The 20,751-nt window shown below is 58.7% G+C and carries 15 protein-coding genes and 1 pseudogene; 10 read left to right on the top strand and 6 right to left on the bottom strand.

All coding sequences use genetic code 11. The annotated features are described in order from the left end of the window. The first annotated feature begins 509 nt into the window (after positions 1-509). From B5X73_RS08625 to B5X73_RS08590, 7 genes and pseudogenes are all read left to right on the top strand, one after another. A complete protein-coding gene (locus B5X73_RS08625) occupies positions 510-1,487 on the top strand; it encodes a hypothetical protein (RefSeq protein WP_079521360.1) in 978 nt (325 codons plus the stop codon). 628 nt (positions 1,488-2,115) lie between these two features. Continuing rightward, complete coding sequence (locus B5X73_RS08620; RefSeq protein ID WP_176167790.1) at positions 2,116-5,310, top strand: lantibiotic dehydratase; 3,195 nt, start codon at positions 2,116-2,118, stop codon at positions 5,308-5,310. Next, positions 5,310-6,599 (top strand): HlyD family secretion protein, encoded by a 1,290-nt coding sequence (locus B5X73_RS08615; protein ID WP_079521358.1) that lies wholly within the window; start codon positions 5,310-5,312, stop codon positions 6,597-6,599. Before B5X73_RS08620 ends, B5X73_RS08615 begins: the two co-directional genes overlap by 1 nt. Beyond that, complete coding sequence (locus B5X73_RS08610) at positions 6,583-8,781, top strand: peptidase domain-containing ABC transporter (RefSeq protein ID WP_254857261.1); 2,199 nt, start codon at positions 6,583-6,585, stop codon at positions 8,779-8,781. Before B5X73_RS08615 ends, B5X73_RS08610 begins: the two co-directional genes overlap by 17 nt. A gap of 1,219 nt (positions 8,782-10,000) precedes the next feature. Beyond that, positions 10,001-10,741 (top strand): nucleotidyltransferase domain-containing protein, encoded by a 741-nt coding sequence (locus B5X73_RS08600; RefSeq protein WP_139382710.1) that lies wholly within the window; start codon positions 10,001-10,003, stop codon positions 10,739-10,741. Positions 10,742-10,843: 102 nt separating this feature from the next. Further along, on the top strand, positions 10,844-12,292 hold the full coding sequence (locus B5X73_RS08595) for a S41 family peptidase (protein WP_079521355.1): 1,449 nt from the start codon (positions 10,844-10,846) through the stop codon (positions 12,290-12,292). A gap of 118 nt (positions 12,293-12,410) precedes the next feature. Next, positions 12,411-12,734: pseudogene (locus B5X73_RS08590) on the top strand (cation:dicarboxylase symporter family transporter); the annotation flags it as partial. 68 nt (positions 12,735-12,802) lie between these two features. Here B5X73_RS08590 and B5X73_RS08585 read toward each other — a convergent pair. Then, positions 12,803-13,606, bottom strand: coding sequence for a cytochrome c (locus tag B5X73_RS08585; protein WP_079521353.1), 804 nt, complete (start codon positions 13,604-13,606; stop codon positions 12,803-12,805). An 81-nt stretch (positions 13,607-13,687) separates the two neighbouring features. Between B5X73_RS08585 and B5X73_RS21310 the strand changes: the two genes are divergently transcribed. After that, on the top strand, positions 13,688-14,071 hold the full coding sequence (locus B5X73_RS21310) for a YbbN family protein (protein ID WP_036113597.1): 384 nt from the start codon (positions 13,688-13,690) through the stop codon (positions 14,069-14,071). Further along, on the top strand, positions 14,068-15,270 hold the full coding sequence (gene pncB, locus B5X73_RS08575; RefSeq protein WP_079521352.1) for a nicotinate phosphoribosyltransferase: 1,203 nt from the start codon (positions 14,068-14,070) through the stop codon (positions 15,268-15,270). The genes B5X73_RS21310 and pncB overlap by 4 nt, the downstream gene beginning before the upstream one ends. On the opposite strand, the gene B5X73_RS08570 is transcribed toward pncB, so the two are convergent. From B5X73_RS08570 to B5X73_RS08560, 3 genes are all read right to left on the bottom strand, one after another. Further along, on the bottom strand, positions 15,240-16,049 hold the full coding sequence (locus B5X73_RS08570; protein WP_079521351.1) for a MetQ/NlpA family ABC transporter substrate-binding protein: 810 nt from the start codon (positions 16,047-16,049) through the stop codon (positions 15,240-15,242). The genes pncB and B5X73_RS08570 overlap by 31 nt on opposite strands. Positions 16,050-16,119: 70 nt before the next feature. Further along, positions 16,120-16,794: a methionine ABC transporter permease gene (locus B5X73_RS08565; protein ID WP_036113583.1), complete on the bottom strand. Its 675-nt coding sequence runs from the start codon at positions 16,792-16,794 to the stop codon at positions 16,120-16,122. Then, a complete protein-coding gene (locus tag B5X73_RS08560; RefSeq protein WP_043693734.1) occupies positions 16,791-17,795 on the bottom strand; it encodes a methionine ABC transporter ATP-binding protein in 1,005 nt (334 codons plus the stop codon). Before B5X73_RS08560 ends, B5X73_RS08565 begins: the two co-directional genes overlap by 4 nt. 109 nt (positions 17,796-17,904) lie before the next feature. On the opposite strand from B5X73_RS08560, the gene B5X73_RS08555 reads away from it, so the two are divergent. After that, complete coding sequence (locus B5X73_RS08555) at positions 17,905-18,387, top strand: glutathione peroxidase (RefSeq protein ID WP_043693737.1); 483 nt, start codon at positions 17,905-17,907, stop codon at positions 18,385-18,387. 80 nt (positions 18,388-18,467) lie between these two features. On the opposite strand, the gene dacB is transcribed toward B5X73_RS08555, so the two are convergent. Next, a complete protein-coding gene (gene dacB / locus B5X73_RS08550; protein WP_079521350.1) occupies positions 18,468-19,967 on the bottom strand; it encodes a D-alanyl-D-alanine carboxypeptidase/D-alanyl-D-alanine endopeptidase in 1,500 nt (499 codons plus the stop codon). Then, the gene (locus B5X73_RS08545; RefSeq protein WP_079521349.1) at positions 19,955-20,740 is read right to left on the bottom strand and encodes an enoyl-CoA hydratase/isomerase family protein; all 786 of its coding nucleotides are present in this window, start codon (positions 20,738-20,740) and stop codon (positions 19,955-19,957) included. The genes dacB and B5X73_RS08545 overlap by 13 nt, the downstream gene beginning before the upstream one ends. Positions 20,741-20,751: the final 11 nt, after the last annotated feature.

The raw sequence follows: 20,751 nt of genomic DNA, 5'->3' as shown, positions 1-20,751 counted from the left end.
AAATTGGATAGCGAAACAGATCATGGCCGACGGTCGGCGCACCTTTCAATAGGCCACGATCCGCCTCAGGCTGCGATTCTAAGCTATCAATGTCCCTGTTTACGTCGATGTGCTGCATGGCGCCCGCGTGCGTTCGTCAGGACTCTAACGTAGAAGCGGAAATGTGATCGACTGCACAATGCCATCGACTCGAAAAGTGAGTCTTCTACCCATTCTTTGTAGGGGTTCGCCTACATCTTCGTAAAATCATTCGTTCAACTTTTTCGATAGCGAATCACCCGTTGTCGATAATTGCACGGGACTTGAGCGGTAGCAGATAATTTCGGTTCATATCGCAATTATATGTGTAGGTTTAGGCCTACAAAGTCGCATAAAAGTACGACTCAGTTGTCTTGATGGCGTTTCGGAGAGGTGATAAATCTTCGATCTATGGACGATAAATATCGATGTAACTGCACTTCCTTCGGGATCAATAGACAGGCAGCCTGTTGCTCACGACAGGTAGGCCTGTGACCCATATCGACTTCACTAGCGCCTCGGAACAGGCATTTTTCCGCCAAGTCGTGCGCGACTATTACAAGGGCGGCGGGTTTATCGTCGACGCAGGATGCTTTCTCGGCGGAAGCACGCTTAGTCTTTGCGAGGGAGTCGATCCGTCGATTCTCGAGGACCGTCTAAATCGTGGAATGAAGACGGTAATAGCAATGGACCGCTTCCTGGCGACGGACCCCTACGTAGTAGATGCACTGACCATGCGAGGAAGAGATATTCGATTCGGTGAATCATTTCTTGACGTCTTTCTCGACCGACTGAACGTCTATCTCCCTTACATCGACGTGAGGTCCGGGGATGTTCATCAAATAGGGCGCCTGTCGGTGCCGATAGAAGTCTTGTTTATCGATGTCGCCAAGTCTCCTGGACTAAACGCCTACATCTTAAAATCTTGGTTTCCTCTCCTAGAGGTGGGATCGGTTGTCATTCAGCAGGACTTTTATACGCCTGCTCAGCCGTGGGTTGCGGCGACGATGGGAATGGCTCTCGACCACTTTGATCTGCTGGCCCCCCGTGTAGGAGAGACAGCATCGTTCATCCTCAAAAAGCCACTTCAAGACGCCAGCCTGCGTTCTATTGGGGTCCGCGCAGGCGATCCGGCGATGCGTTTGCAGGCGTTTGACCGACTTCTGGAAATTGGGGAGTACCAGGCGCGCTACCCGTTGTTGATGATGAAGGCTGTGGCGCTTTCAGAAATCGGCTTCCAGGCTCGGGCCGCGAAAGCGTTGGACGCTGCCTACGAGTCATTCGCTTCGTGTGAAGCGCTTGGCTCACAACTTGACGATAAAGCTGTCAATTGGTTCGCCATGGTTGAGGGCGTTATTCGGCCGACTGACGTCAAAGTCCGCATGCAAAGCGAGGGCGATCTCCGGCGCCACGCGCTCCGGATCAGAACGCGGGCCTTGACGATAACGACTGAGGCAAGTGGGCCTTAAAGGTCTGACGACCTTCAATTAGTTGCGTCGCGGTAGGCGTTAGATATCTAGCCGCATTGTTCGCCTCTGGCCAGCGGGCGGCAGTTCTCTTCCCGATAGCTGGCCCTAAATGCAAGATTATAAGGAGTTAATCATGTTCAAGCTGAAAACGCGTAGTATCACTGTGCTTACGGACGAGCAGGCTTCACTCGTTGCGGGAGGAGCCACCGTAAAAGTGGTGGCTGCAAAAAATGCCATCGCTATCCCCGGAAAGGCCGCAGTTGCAGACGATAGCGCGACAGGCGATTTCTGCGTGAGTATCGGTTGTACTAGCGACAACTGTGATAGTTACGTTTGCACTAGCACTAACTGCGATAGCGATGTTTGCGACAGCTTTGGCTGCGCTTCTGATGACGGCTGCTACTCGGCTGAGTGTGACGCCGACTCATCGCAGTGTCCTAGTAACAATGGGCAGTGTAGCTAACATAGCTCAGTCTTGAGCGGATAATCGGTCCGTGACGACGGGCTGATGCATGATGGGGGTTCGCAGCGGGGATGCTGCGAACTCTTTGCAACCGCGATAAAAACCCCTTCCTGCAAGCGAGGAAGCGCAGATAATTGGCTTTGAGAAATGCACAAAGGTCGCGCAATGGAAAACTCACGCCAGCTCGCAATAAGAGACACGGCCCTCGTCCGCATAGCTACTCTACCTAGCGATGTGCTGCGACAAATTAGTCGCCGAGACGGTCCCGAACTAGACGCGTATCTCAAGGATCTCTTTCACGATCAATATATTGCGGAGGCCATTTTCTTTGCTTCGCCAGGTCTACACGCACGACTTTCTCGCTGGGTAGATGGAGGTCAGGTTTATAAGGGAATTGCTGGAGCGTTCGTGCGGTATATACGAAGAATGGCAGACAGATCGACGCCTTTCGGTACATTTGTATCGGTGGGCACGATATCGACCGGTGCTGATCGCACTGGTATTTCGCTCCCTGAATGGCCAGAGATGCGAATTGAAGCTCGACTGAAGGGTTTTGTTGCTGCCAAACTTATCGACGAGGTTGTTGATGAAAAGCCCGTTAAAAAAGGCCTGATCTTCCGCCTCAACGATACATTCGCTGCGAATTCCGAAACGTTCAGCTTTATCGCTTATAGGGATAGAGGTGAGTCTGGACGGACGTACTTCAGGATAGAGCTTGAAGCGTCTCCCGAGCTTCACGTGGTCATCCGGGCGGCCAGCGATGGCGCAACGTTGGCTCATATATCGGAGAAGCTTACTAGCGCTATCCCGAACGGCGAGGATCGTGAGGAGGTAGAGAAATTTGTCGAATCGCTGATCGAATGTCAGTTCCTATGCGCCGATGATTCGCGGTCAATCACTGATGGGGATTTCTTCGATAGCTTTCTATCAAAAGTGCCTAAAGACCACGAATCCCTGAAGCATCTGCATTCGCTATCGGCTGACCTCGCAGTGCTGGCTTCCTCCTCGCCCGGAAATGATGCTGGTGCTTACCGGAGTCTCATTGCTAAATATCGTCTCCCTGGTTCGGGGGACGACCCGATCATTCAAGCGGATTTGTATGCAGGACCTGCCGATGACGTGAGAACAGGGTCCGTTTCGATTGAGCTTCGATCGCGTATGGAGCGAGCTGTCGGAGCCATGTTTGCGTTGTCCGATCCTCTACCTTGGAATCTTTCGGAATTCGCAAGCGCATTCGTAGAGCGATACGGCGACGGCGAAGTACCATTGCTCGTTGCCCTCGATGAAGCGAATGGCGTTCCTTTTGGAGGCAAGAATCTTCCCACAGCACCGCTTGTGAAGTCCGTGTTCTCAAAGCGCGTGGCTTCGGTTAGGCCAACTCCCGTGATCCGCACTCGCTTCGCACAAGCTATGGCGGCTGACTTTGCAGCGGACACAATGCTTGACTATGTAAACGTGAATTCTTCCGAATGCATGTTGGCTACAGAGACTCCAAAAACTAAGCATGATGGAAGTCGCTACATGTTGGCTTGGTGTGCCCTCTGGGACGAAATAGGTTCCGCTGGGTCGATTACCGTTGTCCCCGAGGTGCGAACGGTTACTCTTCAAGATCCGTGCAGGGTCCTTGGGCGCTTTACGTCAGGGAGCGATGAGGTGCGCGATCTGGTCAACGCCATAAGGTCTGAAGAAGATGACGAGGACGGGATCGCGGTAGAACTCGTGCATATCCCTCAGCTTCGTTTCGTTAACCTGACCACGCGACGCATCAGTGCCAAGTACGCCATTCCCATCAGAACGGCCGCTCCTAGCGAAGCTACGACGATTCCGTTAAACGACATCCTTGTAAGTGTGGTCGGTCGCCGCATCGTTCTTCGTTCAAGGAGTTTAGGAAAGCAACTACTTGTTCGTATGAGCAATGCGCACAACACTAACAGAGATGAGAATCTGATCTTCTATAGGTTCCTGAGCGCAGTGTCTACGCAGCGTTCGGGAAAGATTGGCTTCTCTGCAAGAAATTGGTTTCCCGGTCGACGTTATGTCCCTGGGTTGAAGATAGATGGAGTTATCGTATCCAGAGGAAGCTGGCTATTCTCGCAAGCCGATGCTGCCCTACTAATTGCTTTAAAGGGCGCGGAGAGAGCCGCGATTATCGCGCAGTGGAAGCGTGCCTTTGGTCTGCCTGACTGGTGCTCTGTCGCTGGCGGTGAGTCGGATATTCCTTTCGACACAACAGTCTCATCTGGGCTTCGTGGCTTGGCGGACGAAATCGTGAGGAGAAATGGGGCTACGATTGTCGAGCATTTCCCTTCCGGAATGGTGCCTTCAGTCATGTCATCTCGTGGGCGGCACAGGCACGAAATTTTGATGGTTCTCGACAATTTACGGTACGTCCGTGATCGCGAGGTCGCGCGGAACGCAGTATTTGCTCCGTATTCCCGGAAGGTGCCAGGGTCCGACTGGCTTTACTTCAAGGTATACGCTTATCCAGCGAATCAAGACGCAATTCTTCGAGAGATTTATGGCCGACTACTGTGTAGCTCGCCAGAAAAAAACTTCGAAAAATTTTTTTTCGTGCGCTACAGGGACTCTTTGGGAACCCATCTTCGAGTCAGGTTTGGTGGATCGCCACAGAAACTTGTCGCAAATCTTCTTCCTGCGCTAACGATCCTTCTCAAGGAAATGGTAGATCGAGGACTAGCTTCAGATTTTTCGATGGCTTCCTATGTCCCTGAGGTCATGCGTTACGGTGGGGAGTACCCGAGCCTTGCCTGTGAGGACATTTTTACCATCGATTCTCGCGCATACATCGGCATCTTGAATGTGCCGGGTCAGACCTTTGACAAACGCTGGGAAATTGCGGCTGTCTCCGCAGATCGAATGCTTTCACTGCTCGGCGTTGAGTCGACAGTAGCGAAGCAGGCATTCGCTGCGCGAGCGGCGGCAGACTTTGCGATGGAGACGGCGATGACCAGCGATGAAAGAAAGCGGATCGGTTCCGTCTTCAAGGTGTTCCGTACTCTCCGGAAGGGTAGTGAATGGGAGGGAATGGAGCAGGTCGATAGGCTTCTCAAGGAGCGAGACGAACTATCTGCTCCTAGCTGGAATCGCTTCGTCGACGGAAGTCGGGAACTGTTAGAGGCAGCTTTATATAGCGTCCGCTGGAGTGTTATTCATATGATGTTTAACCGATTCCTCCTAGTTGATCATAGAAAGCAAGAGGCGATCATTTGGGATCTGCTACGCCGGATTTATGAATTCGATCTGGCTCGCGGACGGGCCACAAAGACCGACTTGGTCGACAACGCTGAAACATCCGATTCTCTAGCCGTTATTGACGAGACAGATGCGGCGGATTGCTGATGGAATCTGAAGATAATTCGTCCGGGTCAATTGAACTCTTTCGCCGAGAGGCACTCGAGGCGCAGCGTACACCATGGCTAGGCCATGTTCGTATCGCTACGCCGACATCCCACCTCGTGTGGTCCGTAGGTTCAGTAGTGTTCGGTGCCGCGCTTGTGTTGCTACTGATCTTTGGGAGCTATACGCGGCGGGAGCGTGTAACGGGCCTGTTGCTTCCGCAAGCCGGTCTGATCCAGGTCGCCAGCTGGTCCTCTGGCACCATCGACAGCATTTCGGTGAGCGAGGGGGACGTTGTTCATGCCGGGCAATCTCTTTTCGCCGTGTCGGGAGAGCACGTAAGCCAGAAGCTAGGCGACACGGGAGCAAATGTCTCGATTTCGCTGGAGAGGCAGCGTGAAAGGTTGCGAACCGACATAGTTGGCGCGCAGAGCCTGGCGGATGAGCAGTCAAAAGGGCTTTCCGCGCAGAAAAGATCACTTACCGATCAAATGCGCCAAGATGATGCGCTACTCAAGATCTATAACGCAGACGAAGCGGCAGAATCCGCGTTACTCGGTCGTATGACTGATTTGTACAAGCGCGGCTACGTGTCTCAGGTGCAATTCAATCAACAGCAGTCGGCGGTCTTCGCTGCGCAAGCCCAAGTGCGCACGATAATGAAGTCCAGAGCTGAATCTTCACAGCAGATGGCATCTCTGACGGATCAGCTTGCGCAGGTTCCCATGGCTACGCAATCAAAGATCGGCGATCTTAGTAGGCAATTGGAGCAGCTGAACCAATCGCTGGACCAGAACGAGGCAAACCGTCTCTCCGTTCAGCGTGCCAGCCACGCAGGCGTAGTGTCGTCGATCTTGGTCAAGCAAGGTCAGGCGATCACGAGTGGCCAAACGCTGATGACGGAGGTGCCCGCACTGTCGCCGCTAGAGGCGGTGCTTCTAGTACCTAGCAAAGCGATTGGATTTGTCAAACAAGGGACAACGGTAGCCCTCCACTACGACGCCTACCCATACCAGAAATTTGGCATTCAAGATGGAATCGTGAAGTATGTCTCAGCTAATGCGTTAAGCCCAAAGCAGATATCGGACCTGACCGGACAACCGCTTCCTGCCGAGGCGCAATATGAGGTTGTGGTCACGCTCGCCGAGCAATCTATCCATGTTTATGGTCAAACTCAAAAGCTCGTATCCGGCATGGCGCTCGATGCCGACATCCTTCTCGATCAAAGGCGCTTACTGGAGTGGGTGTTCGAGCCGATCTATGGAATGAGGAAAGATGACCATGCGGATTGATGAGGTGTCGACATCTGGCATCGGCGGAGGCCGCGCTCACGCGCGGGAGGATGCGATGGGCGGTGGTCTGCTGAACTTTGGCCAGCTCAAGCGGCTCCCGACGATCCTGCAGACGGAGGGGGCGGAATGCGGGTTGGCCTGCCTCGCGATGATCGCCAACTACCATCGTAATCACATCAGCCTGGCCGAGCTTCGTCTTCGATACCCGGTGTCTATCAAAGGGTCTACTTTAGATCGGCTGATGAACATTGCATCGGGGCTCGGCCTCTCTTCGCGCCCTGTTCGCGTCGAGCTCTCGCAAATGAATCAGCTTCACACGCCCTGCGTTCTTCACTGGAACCTCAATCACTTTGTTGTTCTTAAAGGAATACGGAAAGGTAAGGCGCGAATCCACGATCCAGCGGTCGGCGATCGATCAATCACGCTCGATGAATTGGGAAGCAGCTTTACTGGTGTGGCTCTTGAGTTAGCGCCGGGTCCCGAGTTCAAGAGGAAGCCTGCAAGGGAGCCGCTTTCGCTGCGCGCGCTCTCGGGATCGATTCAGGGTATCGGTAGGGCGCTTGGACAGATATTTGCGATGGCAGCCGTTCTCGAGTTGCTCGCGCTCCTGGCTCCGCAATTTATCGAGATTGCCGTAGATCAAGTGATGTCGGATCGAGACATCGGGTTACTCACCATACTTGGAATGGCCTTCTCGTTAATCCTTGCTGCTCAAGTGTGCATTACCGCGATGCGAACTTGGACAGTGACCTGGATCGGTACGCAGTTCAATCTGGCTTGGAGTGGAAACGTTTTCCAGCATCTTCTAAGGCTTCCTCACGATTATTTCTTGAAACGCCATCTTGGCGACATCGTCTCCCGATTCGGTTCGATCACAACGATACAGCAGACAATTACGACCAAGTTCGTCGAAGCCATTCTCGATGGAATAATGGCGGTTGTCACGATCATCATGCTCTATGTCTACAGTCCAATATTGGCGACAGTCACGTCCTCGTCAGTGTTCGCCTACGGCGTACTTCGACTTTTGTATTACCGGGTTTTCCGGGAGTCGAATCTGTCGCAGGTGGTAAACATGGCAAGGCAGCAGGGAACCCTCATGGAATCGATGCGGGGAGTCCAGACGCTCCGTATCTATAATCTCGTGCCAAGCCGCACGGCTCGTTTTCTGAACCAGACCGCCGATGTACTGAATGCATCGATCTTCGTGCAGAGGCTCACGATGATTTTCGACGCCATTAATGCACTGCTGTCGGGAGGGCAGCGCATCGCTGTAATCTGGGTGGGTGCGTGGTTGGCGAGTGACGGGAAGATATCTGCCGGAATGTTGATGGCCTACCTTGCGTACGCGGAGCAATTCACGACAAGAGCCATTGGTTTCATCGACTACAGTATTCAGATAAGACTTCTTCGTATACAGGGAGAGAGGCTCGCTGACATCGTTTTGACGCCGATCGAAGAAGACGTGAGCGGGAACTATGTTGGGTCGCTGGAGCATGCGTCGGTCTCGATGCGGCAGGTAAGCTACCGGTACTCACCATCGGACCCTTGGGTGCTTAAAGACTGCGATATGCACGTCAATGACGGCGAGTTCGTCGCGATTGTTGGGCCCTCGGGCTGTGGAAAGAGTACGCTTGCCCGGCTGATCCTCGGCCTTCTGGATGCTGATAGCGGAACTATCTCATTTGGAGGTGTTGACATGCGCCATCTTGGGAAGCAATCAGCGCGCGAGATCATTTCCAGCGTTATGCAGGATGATCAATTGTTTTCTGGAACGATCGCGGAGAACATCAGCCTTTTTGATCCTAACGCAACGTCAGAGGCGATCGAGGCCGCCGCTCGCTCTGCACAGATCCATGATGACGTACGACGCATGCCGATGAGTTATTTTTCGCTGATCGGGGACATGGGATCGTCTCTCTCGGGTGGACAGCAGCAGCGTCTTCTTCTTGCGAGGGCGATTTATCGTCGACCGAGAATACTTATTCTCGACGAGGCCACGAGCCAATTGGACATTCTTCGCGAGCGGGCCATCGCGGAACATCTTCGTGAGATCAAGGTGACACGGATCGTGATAGCTCATCGACCCGAGACAATTCGGTCAGCGGACCGGGTGCTTGAGCTACGGGACGGACGGCTCGTGGAAGTAAGTAATTGCTCTATGTCGGAGATCGGTGGATGACAGTTCAATCGCCTACACGGCAGCAACCGGTGGAAAGCTCAGAGACACCGGTTCTATCTCTTCTTGAGGGAGACTCGCGACTACGAATTTCCGAGCTGGTCACGGAATGTGTGAGCAACATCCCGTGCCCTGGAAGCTATGCGTCGCCATCTCTCAGTCACGGAGCGGCTACGTATGCAATGTTCCTCCATGAGGCGGCTAGTTATTTGGGACAGCCTAGGCTACATGCACTCGCTGTTGAGCATCTAGCCTTCGGTGTCGAACTATCGAATGAAAGTGCGTCATCGACCTCGTTGTACAGGAGCATATCGGGCCTAGGGTGGACTTTAAGTTCTGTGGTAGGACGGTCTGAAGACGTTGACGGCTTCCTGCGTGACGTAGAAAATTTGTTACTTGACGCTCTTAAGACGGCACCAGAATCAATGTCAATTGACCTGATCAATGGCGTTGCAGGGATGATGGTCTTTGCTCTTCGAAGCGTTACTCATACCGGAAACGTATCGCTAGTTTCGGCTCTATCGCACTGGTACGTGAGACGCTTTTCGTATTGGATTACGGACGCGGAGCGGGAGTTTTCAGCAAGCTCTGTTGACTCAAATCTTGGACTCGCCCATGGTCTTCCAGGGATTCTGTCGGTATTCTCAAGAGCCGCGGCCGAGGGAGTGCTCTCAGAAGAAGCCCGTGAAGTCACGGCGTCGGGGTTCGAATACGTCGACCGTTTTGTTATTGAGACGAGGGATCGTCATGCATATGTGGCCAACAATCAGGCGTCGGTTGAGCCGGCACGGCTCGCATGGTGCTACGGAAATCTTGGGAATATCTTCTCATTCTTGCGAGGAACCTCGATGGTTCCGGCGCTGGCAGCGCGACCGGAACAGCTGCTTTCTTATGCTTCGCGACAGTATGGAACGCCACTTTCCCGACTTAACGACCTTACGCTCTGCCACGGGCTTGCGGGGGCGTCACTGCAATTCGATCTTGTATCGCGAGACGACCGTTTTAACGAGCAATGCAGGGGGATGGCTTCGATGCTTGCGAAACGGTCGACTGCGACGCTTTTTGAGCGATACAGCGCCGAAGGATCTCAAAATGCCGATGCTGACGATCGGCGCACTCCGAGAGGCGGGATGTCCTTTCTTGAGGGATGGCCTGGTATATGCCTTGCTCTGATGGCTGTCGACGGAGTTGATCGACCGGATTGGCTGGAGTTATTGGCCCTATGACAGTGGTAGTTCCTGACGTAGCCTTGCGTCTACGTAACTTTGTTCGGCGTTCGATGCGAGCTCGATTCAGCGGCGCGAAGGCATGTCTATTTTTTGGCTCAGCGGTGCGAGGTGACGTCGGTGCTGAATCGGATCTGGATGTGATAGTGATTCAGCCGGAGAGCATCGCAAGCTATCATGAGCACTATCACCTGGCCGGATTTACGTTCGATGTCTTTGCTCTTACGGAGAGTACTCTGGTAGGGATGCTGAGGGGACAGGAATTAGGGCATGTGGATTATTTCGAACGTGCCATCAGAGATGCAGTAGTGCTGTGGGACGACGATGGTGTGGCGGCGAGATTTGTTGATAGGGTTGAAAAAAATGGCTTGGCGCGACGACCGTTTCAAGACTGGATGCCGCATAGATTGACGATAACGTCCTTGTTAAAGGATGCGAAGAGCGGACTTACTGATTTTCACGCGTCGGCTGCATGCAGTGACCTGTATATTGAATTGGTTCGCGTATGGATCCTAAAGCGAGGATTTTTGCTTGGTTCTGCAAAGCACATGGTTGATTTGATGTATAGGGAGGACGCGGGTCAGTGTCAGTCGCTTCATCATGCTTTTCGTCTTGCTCTAGCGGGTGACGCCGCAAGCTTTCATAATCTTGCTGAGGAGATGCTTGCCCGGATTGGTGGTCCGTTTTTGCACGGCGAGCGGCTCTACATGCAAGCAAGCCACCGCGGTATTCGATAGTTCCGAAATCTTCATAGTCACAGTAGAGCTCTTATGGCGAGTGAAACCCAGGATTTCGGTAAATTGATCGATTTAAGCGTAAAAAGATCATAAGGAAGCTCTATGTCCGTTCGCGCTGGTTTATCGAATTACTTGCTTTCGCGTTTGTTCGCGCCCCTGGTGCTGGTTTTTTTTATGTCGTCGTCGGTGGTCGAGGCGGGTATTGTGCATTCGCAAGAGTGGTTTCCGATCAATAAGTCAGCTGGTTATGCGGTGGTCGCATCCGGGGTGATCGAGGCTAACGAAGGTGCGGACGTATTCATCGATGCGGTAAATGGTCCGGGCGAGCCTTCGGGGGGATCGACGTTGATCGATGCCACGCCCTATGCTGGACGGACGATTACACTGAGTGCAGACGTTGAGGTCGAATCCGCGGGCGCATCCGCCAGTTTGTGGATACGCGCGGATTCTGGCTCATCACGCGTTGAGTTCGTTAATACTGGGACGGCCCCTGTACAAAGGTCAGATGGAAATTCTCGTCGTGACCTAACGATGGATGTGCCGACCAAGGCGACCAAGCTCTTGATCGGGGTGCTGTTGAACAAACAGGGTAAAGCTCACTTCCGTGCCCTCAGAATCGTTGTGTCGGGCAAGCCAATGAGCACCGTCAAGCCGCAGAGTGTGCTCGAGGCCGCGGTCACTATCGTGAAGCAGCACGCGCTTAATGCCGATAAGATCGACTGGCCGGTAGCGGAGGCTGACGTTCGGACGCAGGCGATGGGTGCTGTGATACCGGTAGACGTTTATCCAGCAATTCGGAGCCTTTTGGCGCGCTTGGGGGATAGTCACAGCTCGCTTAGCGGCCCGTACCAGGCAAAGGGGTTGCAAACTGGCGGTCTTCCGTCCGAGCCCGCCGAAGTAAATGCGATCAGCGACTCTTTGGGCTACGTTAAAATGCCGGCATTTAGGGGCATGGATAAGGACAAGGGGGAAGCATTTTCCTCAAAGCTTCGAGGCGAAATTCTCTCGCTGGGTGGTCTTCGTGGATGGGTTGTCGACCTGCGCTCGGATTCTGGTGGCAACATGTGGCCGATGCTTGCGGCTCTTGAGCCGCTACTCGGAAGTGCGGAAGTGGGAAGTTTTGTCTCCCCCGGTAAGACGGTTCCGTGGTTCGCGCGTAGCGCGGGTGTGCATGCTGCGGAGTCGCCTGCCCTCTTTGTAAGTGTGCCTGTGGCTGTTCTGATCGGGCCTCAGACGAGTAGTTCAGGAGAAGCGGTGGCAATTGCTTTTCACGGCCGCCCCAACACCCGCTTCTTTGGCTCTGCCACATCCGGGCATTCCACCGCAAACACGGAGTTTCCTCTTCCCGATGGGAGTGTGCTGCATCTGACTACCGCTGCTGACGCCGATCGGAACGGCTTTGTGTTCGGGGACAAAGTCATACCAGATTTTCCGACGGAACATGGTACGGATGAGGAAGTCCTGCATGCTGCGGTGGAATGGCTCGTGAGCGGTGGTGGGCGCGCGCCGGGCAAGATGCGTTTGGCATCCGCCGCTGAAGGCGTGCGGTGATCGATCGCAATACATGACCCCTCAGCGTTCGCGAGAGGAAACACAGCGTTCGGGATTGGCCGTCCAGACGGCTACACCGCGTTGTATCGTGATTCATTGCCCTTGCCTGGCACGTCTCATGTCCTTGTTCACATCGTGGTTCCGCGTCCGCTTCTGGAAGCGGGTAGCGGCGGGTTTCGTCTTCGGAGCGCTGGCTGGCTGGCTCATCGGGCCCGACGCCGCGACGTGGTTCGGCCCGCTCGGCACGCTCTATGTCACGCTGATCAAGATGATCGCCGCGCCTCTGGTGTTCTTCGCCGTACTACACAGCGTGTCGAGCCTGCACGGCGTGAAGGATGTCGCTGCCTTGGGTGGACGCACGTTCGCGTGGTTCGCCGGGACGGCGAGTCTGGCGGTGTTCGTGGGATTACTCGTTGCGCATGTCCTGCAGCCGGGACTCGGTGTGGGGTTTATCACCGGGCGTCGAGCGAGTTGATCGTGGAGGGTAAGCCGGCGGCGTGACGCCGTCGTTCAGGGCGCGGCCTTTCTCCCCGCCATATGCTTCAGATACGCCACCAGATCGTCCAGGTCGGCATCGGAGAGCGTATCGCGGTCGAACCCCGGCATTTTCGCCTGCGGCCAGTGACGCAGGTCCTGCGGGTTGCGGACGAGTACGCGGAACAGGTCGTCGCGCAGGTATTCGGTCGGGCTGTGCGGGACATTCAGATCCGGCCCGAGTTTCGCGTCGCCCTGGCCATTGAGCGTGTGGCAGGTGATGCAGTCGCGCTGGAACACCGCGAACCCTCGCATCACCGGATCGCTGGTGGCAAGGCCGGGCGCCGGGCGCATCTTCGGGAACCGGGACGCCGGGTCCGCCAGCACGCGGATCGTCGCCACCTGATAGGGCCACTGCTCGGAGCCGACGTGGCCCGCCTCCGGATGCAGCCAGACCAGGTAGAACGGGCCAGCGCCTGGCTTGTCGGGGCCCAGCTTCGGCCAGGGCGCGTCGGCAGGCTCGATCGCCAGCCAGGCCTCGGCGCGGGCCTGCAGCGCCAGCGCCGCGGGAATCTCGGCCGCGAAGCCGTCCAGGGCGACGAACTGAAGATGCGCCGCGGGATCCACCCCGCCCAGCAGGGCCTTCAGCGGTATGGCCCGATAATGCATGGTCGCGTGGTACGACACGTCGCCAGGCACGTCGATGGCGCGCACGTCGGGCCGGCCCAGAAGCTGCTCCGTGGTGATCCGCTGAGGCCCCTTGCCCGTATCCAGGGTCAGCGTGGCCGCCTGAGTGAGCGAGGCGGTGAGGAGCAGGGCAAGACCGATGAAAGCGCGCACGGGGAATCCTTGGCGGTTGTACCCTCGGATTATCCCCTCATCGTCCCCACCTCGGGGGATCGACCCGATCACGGATTCACCATGGCCGACACCACCGTTCCCCGCTTCTTCGAACAGTTCCCGATGCAGAAGGTGGTCGATACCGCCCTCGACGCCGAGCTGGCGACCGACGACAACCGCATCGCGATCCTGTTCCTGTGGGGGCGCGATTGTCCGAACTGCGACATCGCCAAGCGACAGATGCTGCTTACGCCCGAAAGCTTCAGCTGGCCGCAGGTGCGCTGGCTGCACGACAACGTCTATGACGATCCGACGATGGCCACGCGTTTCGGGCTGCATGGCATTCCGGCGTTCTTCCTCTTCCATCGCGGCCGGAAGCTGGGACGGATTACGTCGTGGCCCGGTACGGAAGCCTTCGTGGACGCGGTCGACAAACAGATCGGGCTGACCGGGGCGAGCGCATGATCGTCACCTCGCTGCTGGACACCGACCTCTACAAGTTCACGATGATGCAGGTGGTGCTGCATCAGTACCCGGCGGCTCAGGTGGAATATCGCTTTCGCTGCCGCACGCCGGGCGTCGATCTGGTCCCGCTGATCGGTCGTATCCGCGAGGAGCTCGACGGCCTGTGCGCGCTGCGCTTCACCGACGCGGAACTGGATTATCTGCGTGGTCTGCGCTTCATCGAGAGCGACTTCGTCGACTTCCTCGGTCTCTTCCACCTCAACGCCAAGTATGTGTCGGTCGCGCCCGCGGCGGAGGCCCATGGCGAGATCGATATCGTGATCGAGGGCCCGTGGCTGCACACGATCATGTTCGAGGTGCCGCTGCTGGCGATCGTGAACGAGCTGTACTACCGCGCGACACAGCCGGACATCGATCTGACGGAGGGCAGGGCGCGCCTGGAGGCGAAAATCGCGCTGCTGCGCGACACCCCGGGCTTCGAGCGCGTACGCATCGCCGACTACGGCACCCGTCGTCGGTTCTCGCAGGCATGGCATGAGGAGATGCTGGCGACGCTCGCCAGGGGGCTGGGTCCGCAACTGGCGGGTACGAGCAATGTGTGGCTGGCGATGCGGCAGGGTCTTGTACCCATTGGCAGCATGGCGCACGAATACCTGCAGGCGTTTCAGTCGCTGGGGCCGCGTCTGCGCGACTCGCAGACCGCCGCGCTGGAGGCGTGGGCCCGCGAATACCGTGGCGATCTCGGCATCGCGCTTTCCGACGTCTACGGACTGGAGGCGTTCCTGCGTGACTTCGACATGTATTTCTGCAAACTGTTCGACGGTGCGCGCCACGACTCCGGGGACCCCTTCGTATGGGGCGACCGCGTACTGGCTCATTACGTGGCGAACCGTGTGGACCCGCGGACCAAGACGCTCGTCTTCAGCGACAGCCTGGACATTCCGCGTGTGATGGACCTGTACCGTCATTTCGACGGTCGCTGTCTGCTCTCGTTCGGCGTCGGCACCAACCTCACGAACGACGTGGGGCCGGCGCCGATCAACATCGTCATCAAGATGACCCGATGCAATGGTCAGCCCGTGGCGAAGATTTCAGACTCGCCGGGCAAGAACATGAGCGACGACCTGGAGTACGTCGCTTACCTGCGCAAGGTGTTCGATATGCCGGTTCAGAACGCCGGCAGCACGGCGCCGCCGTAGTTCTTCTCGATGAAGGCCTTCACCTCGGGCGAGGTGAGGGCCGCGGCGAGCTTCTGCACGCGCGGATCGTCCTTGTTGTCGGCACGGCTGACCAGGAAGTTCACGTACGGCGAGTTCTTGTCCTCGATCAGCAGCGCGTCCTTGACCGGGTTGAGCTTGGCGGCCAGCGCGTAGTTGGTGTTGATCAGGGCGAGGTCGACCTGGTCGAGCACGCGCGGCAGCATGGCGGCTTCGAGCTCGCGGAACTTCAGGTGCTTCGGGTTCTCGACCACGTCTTTCAGCGTGGCGAGGCGGTCATCCGGATTCTTCAGCTTGACCAGGCCATGCCTGGCCAGGAGCAGCAGCGCGCGGCTGTTATTGCTGGGATCGTTGGGGATGACGACATCGGCGCCGTCCGGCAGCTGGTCGATCGAGGTGAACTTCTTCGAATACGCGCCGAAAGGCTCGATATGCACGCCCACCACCTTGACCAGGTGGGTACCGCGCTCTTTATTGAAAGCGTCGAGATACGGCTCGGTCTGGAAGAAGTTGGCGTCGATCTGCTTCTGCGCGACCTGCATGTTCGGCTGGACGTAATCGGTGAACACCTTGATCTCGATGTTCACACCCTCCCGGGCCAGCAGGGGCTTGATCTCCTTGAGGATCTCCGCATGCGGCACGGGTGTGGCCGCGATGGTGAGCGTCGCCGAAGGATCCGCCTTGCCGCCGTCCGCGCTGCCTGAACAGCCCGCGACGAAAACGGCGAGGGCGGCGGTAAGGGGCAGCAGGTACTTCTTCATGATGGACGTCCGTGGCGGATGGTGCGGTGCGCCAGCATAGACGTCCATACCGCCGTATGCAAAGAACGACTCAGCGACGGGTATAGCGAAGCACCAGGCGGTCGCCCAGCGACTGCAGAATCTGCACCAGCACCACGAGCAGGGCCACCGTGACCAGCATGTAGTCGGGTTTGTAGCCGTTATAGCCGTACTGATAGGCCAGGGCGCCCAGACCACCCGCGCCCACGATACCGCCCATCGCGGTATAGCCGACCAGGGCCACGGCGGTGACCGTCGTCGCGGCGATCAGCCCCGGACGTGCCTCGGGCAGAAGTACGCGCGTGACGATCTGGATCGTCGTGGCGCCCATGGCCTGGCTGGCTTCGATAACGCCGCGCTCCACTTCGCGCAGCGCGGTTTCCACGAGACGGGCGAAGAACGGTGCGGCGCCGATCACCAGCGGCACGATGGCGCCGCGGATGCCGATGCTGACGCCCGTGATCGCCTGAGTCAGCGGGATCAGCAGGATCATCAGGATGATGAAGGGGATCGAGCGCAGGACATTCACCACCAGCGACAGCGCCGAGTACAGTTTTGGCCGGGCGTGGAGCTGGCCGCGGGCGCTCAGGAACAGCCAGATACCCAGTGGCAGCCCCAGCACCAGCGTGAACAGCAGGGAGCCGCCCAGCATCAGCAGGGTGTCGACGCAGGCCTGGCCGATTTCCGGCCAGTCGATGTTGGGAAACAGGGTCTGCATGGGGCTCATCGGGCCACCTCCTCGATGTCGACGCCCGCGGCGCGGATCTGCGCCAGCGCGTCCTCCAGACGTTCGCCGTTCATGGCCAGGGTGAGCTGGCCGTAAGGTGTGTCCTTGATCCGGTCGACGCGACCGGAGAGCAGGTTGTATTCGATGCCGGTATCGCGCACCACGCGAGAGAGCAGGGGCGAGTAGGTCGCGTCGCCACGGAACGAAAGGCGGAACAGGCGCCCGTCGACACCCGGGAATTCCGGACCGCGGCCTTCACGATGGTCGGCTTCCGCGACGAAGCGTCGTGTGGTGGGATGTTGCGGATGCAGGAAGACATCGGCGACATCGCCGACTTCCACGACGCGTCCCGCATCGAGCACCGCGACGCGGTCGCACACGCGACGGATCACGTCCATCTCGTGTGTGATCAGTACGACGGTCAGGTTGAGGCGACGGTTGATGTCGGCCAGCAGTTCCAGCACGGATGCCGTGGTCTGCGGGTCGAGCGCGCTGGTCGCTTCGTCGCAAAGCAGGATGGATGGCTTGCTGGCCAGCGCGCGCGCGATGCCGACGCGCTGCTTCTGGCCACCGGAAAGCTGTGCGGGGAATTTCCGCGCATGTGCGGTGAGACCCACCAGCGAAAGCAGTTCGTCGACGCGTGCGGCGATCTCGGCGTCGCTCATGCCACCGTGCAGGCGCAGCGGGAACGCGACGTTGTCCGCCACCGTCCGCGACGACAGCAGATTGAAGTGCTGGAAGATCATGCCGATGCCCGCGCGAAGTCGACGCAGGTCGGCACCCTCGGCGTGCGTGACGTCACGGTCCTCGATGAAGACCTGGCCGGCGGTGGGCCGTTCGAGCAGGTTGATCAGGCGCAGCATGGTGGATTTGCCGGCGCCGGAATGACCGATGATGCCGAACACCTCGCCGCGCTCGATGGTGAGATCGACGGGCTCGAGCGCGGGGACGAGCGCTCCCTCGACACGATAGGACTTGGAAGCGGCGGCAAAACGGATCACGGGGCGTCAGGCTCCAGCCGGAAAGACGTCCATGGTAGCCCAAGCCAGCCCATGGCCGGAGCGGCCGGCGTAGACTTGGCGGGTCCATTCCCTTTCAAGGAAAGCCCGCATGACCAGCATCTATGATTTTTCGGCCCGCGATATCGACGGCAACGAGCGGTCGCTGGCGGAGTTCAAAGGCAAGGCCTTGCTGGTCGTCAACGTGGCTTCGAAGTGCGGCTTCACGCCGCAGTACAAGGGCCTGGAGTCCCTGCAGAAGGAATATGCCGCGCGCGGCTTCGAGGTTCTGGGTTTTCCGTGCGATCAGTTCGGTCATCAGGAGCCCGGCGACGAAGCCGAGATCCGCAACTTCTGCTCGCTGACCTATGACGTCAGCTTTCCGATGTTCGCCAAGGTCGAAGTCAACGGTGAGCATGCGCATCCGCTCTATCGGTGGCTGAAGGCGGAGAAAAAGGGCTTGCTGGGGACCGAAGGCATCAAGTGGAACTTCACCAAGTTTCTGGTGAATCGCGAGGGGCAGGTGGTCGAGCGCTACGCGCCGACGGACACACCGGAGAAGATCGGGAAGGATCTGCCCAACGTGCTGGGCTGAGGCGGCCGCCGACGGGCATCGCTAAGGGCATTCGCTTTTACCGGTCCGCGGCGCACGGTGCGAGTCGGTTTCCAAGCCGGTCAAAGATGACCCTCGGCCTCCGCCAGCATCACCGCGACCGCGTCGACCTCGGACGAGACCGGAGACACCGTCTCCGCGCTATGCGGCGGTGCCCGGTAGTTGTTGAGCATGATGGCGAACGCCAGCCGTTGGCCGCTGCGGGTCGTCACGTAGCCGGCCAGCGTGTTGACGAAGCTCATGCTACCGGTCTTCGCCCGTACATTGCCCTGCGCAGCCGTGCCGCGCATCCGGTTGACCAGCGTGCCGTCGATTCCTGCGACCGGCAGCAGGTCGCGCCATGCGGCGGCCTGGGGCGAGGCGTCCATGATCGTCAGTAGCTGTGCCAGGGACGCGGGCGTGGTCAGGTCGTGGCGGGAGAGACCGGTGCCTTCGTCGAGCGTGGTGGAGGACGGGCCAATGGCTTTGGTGGATAGCCAGTGGGTGAGGGCTTCGGCGGCGAGGTCTTCTTTGGGGACTGTGGCAAGGTTGTTTCGCCAGCAGGGCTGGCTCCTACCTGAGCCGGGGCCATCGGACGAGTTGGCGGGGGAAGTCTGAGCGCTACAGGCCTCCGCGGTTTCCAGCCCGGTGAGCAGGAAGACGCTCTGCAGGTAGAGATTCTGCGAACGTTTCAGGCCTGCGCGGAGGATGTCCCCCAGGGATGGCGACGGGACGCTCGCGATGGTTTCGCCCGTGGGTGCGGCGACAGGCCAGTGGACGCTTCGTGCTTCGCCATCGACACGGATGCCTTGCCTGATCAGCGCGGCTTGCAGGCGCCGCGCCGCGCTGAGCGCCGGGTCGGGCAGGGACAGGCGGATGCGCTTCGTGGCACCGCCCTCGGCGACGCCGCCGAGCACGTGAACCGTCGACGAGCCCGGCGCCCGGTAAAGCTCCAGGCCGTCCCGTGTCTGGGCGGCGACGGTGACGGCCGCGTCGGCGGGTGCGACGTCCACACCGCTTTGCGAGAGGGCGACCGTCATCGTGTTTTCGTCGACGTCCAGCCCACCCGCCGCCGCGCCGTACGCCGCCTGAAGGTCGGATGCTTCCCAGCCCGATCCGATCGCGGGCCCCGAGAAAGCGGTGTCGTCGCCGATCACCGCACCATCCACGCGGCGGATCCCGCGTTCGCCGATCCGGGCCGCCAGTCGCTCGGCCCACTCGTCGCCGGACAGGGTCGGGTCGCCCCGACCGCGCAGGACGAGTGAGCCATGCAGGCGCCCGCGTGCGATCGAGCCTGCGGCGAGGACATCGGTATGCGTGCGGTAATCCGTGCCAAGGCGATCCAGAGCGAACGCCGCCGTGTAGAGCTTGGCCGTCGACGCGGGCAGTAGCAGGCGCCCTTCGTCGTGCGCGTATACGGCATGCCCGTCCTCCAGCGAGACCACCGCGATGCCCCACGATGCCGCGGCGAAGCGTGGCTGGGCGATATGGGCGTCGATCCGCTCGGTGAGGCTTTCCGCCGCGATGCAGGGGGCGGCGGCCAGCAGGATGGTCGCGATGCCGTAACGGATCAGCGCAACCAAGACGGAGATGCCTTGTCGAGGAAGGCGGACAGTCCGTCCTGCCCCTCGGCGGAAACGCGCAGTTTCGCAATGAGTGCCGCGTTGACCGCGTCGGTCTTTTCCATAGCTTCCGGCGACTGACCGCCCATGCGCAGGGCGAGGCTTTTCGCCTCACGCTGCGCGGCGGGGCCACCCTTGCTCAGCAAGCCGACAAGCCGGTCCACCGCGCCGTCGAGGTCGTTGCCCGGGACGACTTCATGCACCAGCCCGTGCGCCAGCGCGGCGGCGCTGTCGAAGATCTCGCCGGTCAGGAACAGACGACGCGACTGGCGCAGGCCGATCGCCGCGACGACATACGGCGAGATCACCGCGGGGACGAGGCCGAGCTTCACCTCGGACAGCGCGAAGCGTGCGCCGTCGACCGCCACGGCGATGTCGCAGCAGGCGATCAGGCCCACGCCGCCGCCGAACGCCGCGCCGTTGATCCGCGCGATGGTCGGCTTCGAAAGAAATTGCAGCCGGCGCATGAGCGTCGCCAGCCGCAGCGAGTCGGCGAGATTGTCCGCCTCGCTGGCGGCCGCCATGCCGCGCATCCAGTGGAGGTCGGCACCGGCGGAGAAGCTCGCTCCGGCGCCGGTCAGCACGACGGCACGCACGCTGCCGTCGCGGTCGAGCTCGTCGATCGCGGCGGTCAGGTCCGCGATCAGACCGTCGTCGAAGGCGTTATGCACCTCGGGCCGGTTCATGACGAGCCGGGCGGTGCTGCCTTCGCGGGTGAGTTCGACAGATGACATGGGCGTTCTCC

Source organism: Luteibacter sp. 22Crub2.1, assembly GCF_900167995.1.
In the GTDB taxonomy this organism is placed as follows: domain Bacteria; phylum Pseudomonadota; class Gammaproteobacteria; order Xanthomonadales; family Rhodanobacteraceae; genus Luteibacter; species Luteibacter mycovicinus.
The sequence above is the reverse complement of the archived record's forward strand: the minus strand, read 5'-3'. Positions and strand labels throughout refer to the sequence as shown.

Bases quoted from the DNA above. Each gene is read 5' to 3' on its own strand.
- B5X73_RS08620 (WP_176167790.1), top strand. From the start codon at position 2,116: ATGGAAAACTCACGCCAGCTCGCAATAAGAGACACGGCCCTCGTCCGC.
- B5X73_RS08615 (WP_079521358.1), top strand. From the start codon at position 5,310: ATGGAATCTGAAGATAATTCGTCCGGGTCAATTGAACTCTTTCGCCGA.
- B5X73_RS08610 (WP_254857261.1), top strand. From the start codon at position 6,583: ATGACCATGCGGATTGATGAGGTGTCGACATCTGGCATCGGCGGAGGC.
- B5X73_RS08600 (WP_139382710.1), top strand. From the start codon at position 10,001: ATGACAGTGGTAGTTCCTGACGTAGCCTTGCGTCTACGTAACTTTGTT.
- B5X73_RS08595 (WP_079521355.1), top strand. From the start codon at position 10,844: ATGTCCGTTCGCGCTGGTTTATCGAATTACTTGCTTTCGCGTTTGTTC.
- B5X73_RS21310 (WP_036113597.1), top strand. From the start codon at position 13,688: ATGGCCGACACCACCGTTCCCCGCTTCTTCGAACAGTTCCCGATGCAG.
- pncB (WP_079521352.1), top strand. From the start codon at position 14,068: ATGATCGTCACCTCGCTGCTGGACACCGACCTCTACAAGTTCACGATG.
- B5X73_RS08570 (WP_079521351.1), bottom strand. From the start codon at position 16,049: ATGAAGAAGTACCTGCTGCCCCTTACCGCCGCCCTCGCCGTTTTCGTC.
- B5X73_RS08565 (WP_036113583.1), bottom strand. From the start codon at position 16,794: ATGAGCCCCATGCAGACCCTGTTTCCCAACATCGACTGGCCGGAAATC.
- B5X73_RS08555 (WP_043693737.1), top strand. From the start codon at position 17,905: ATGACCAGCATCTATGATTTTTCGGCCCGCGATATCGACGGCAACGAG.
- B5X73_RS08545 (WP_079521349.1), bottom strand. From the start codon at position 20,740: ATGTCATCTGTCGAACTCACCCGCGAAGGCAGCACCGCCCGGCTCGTC.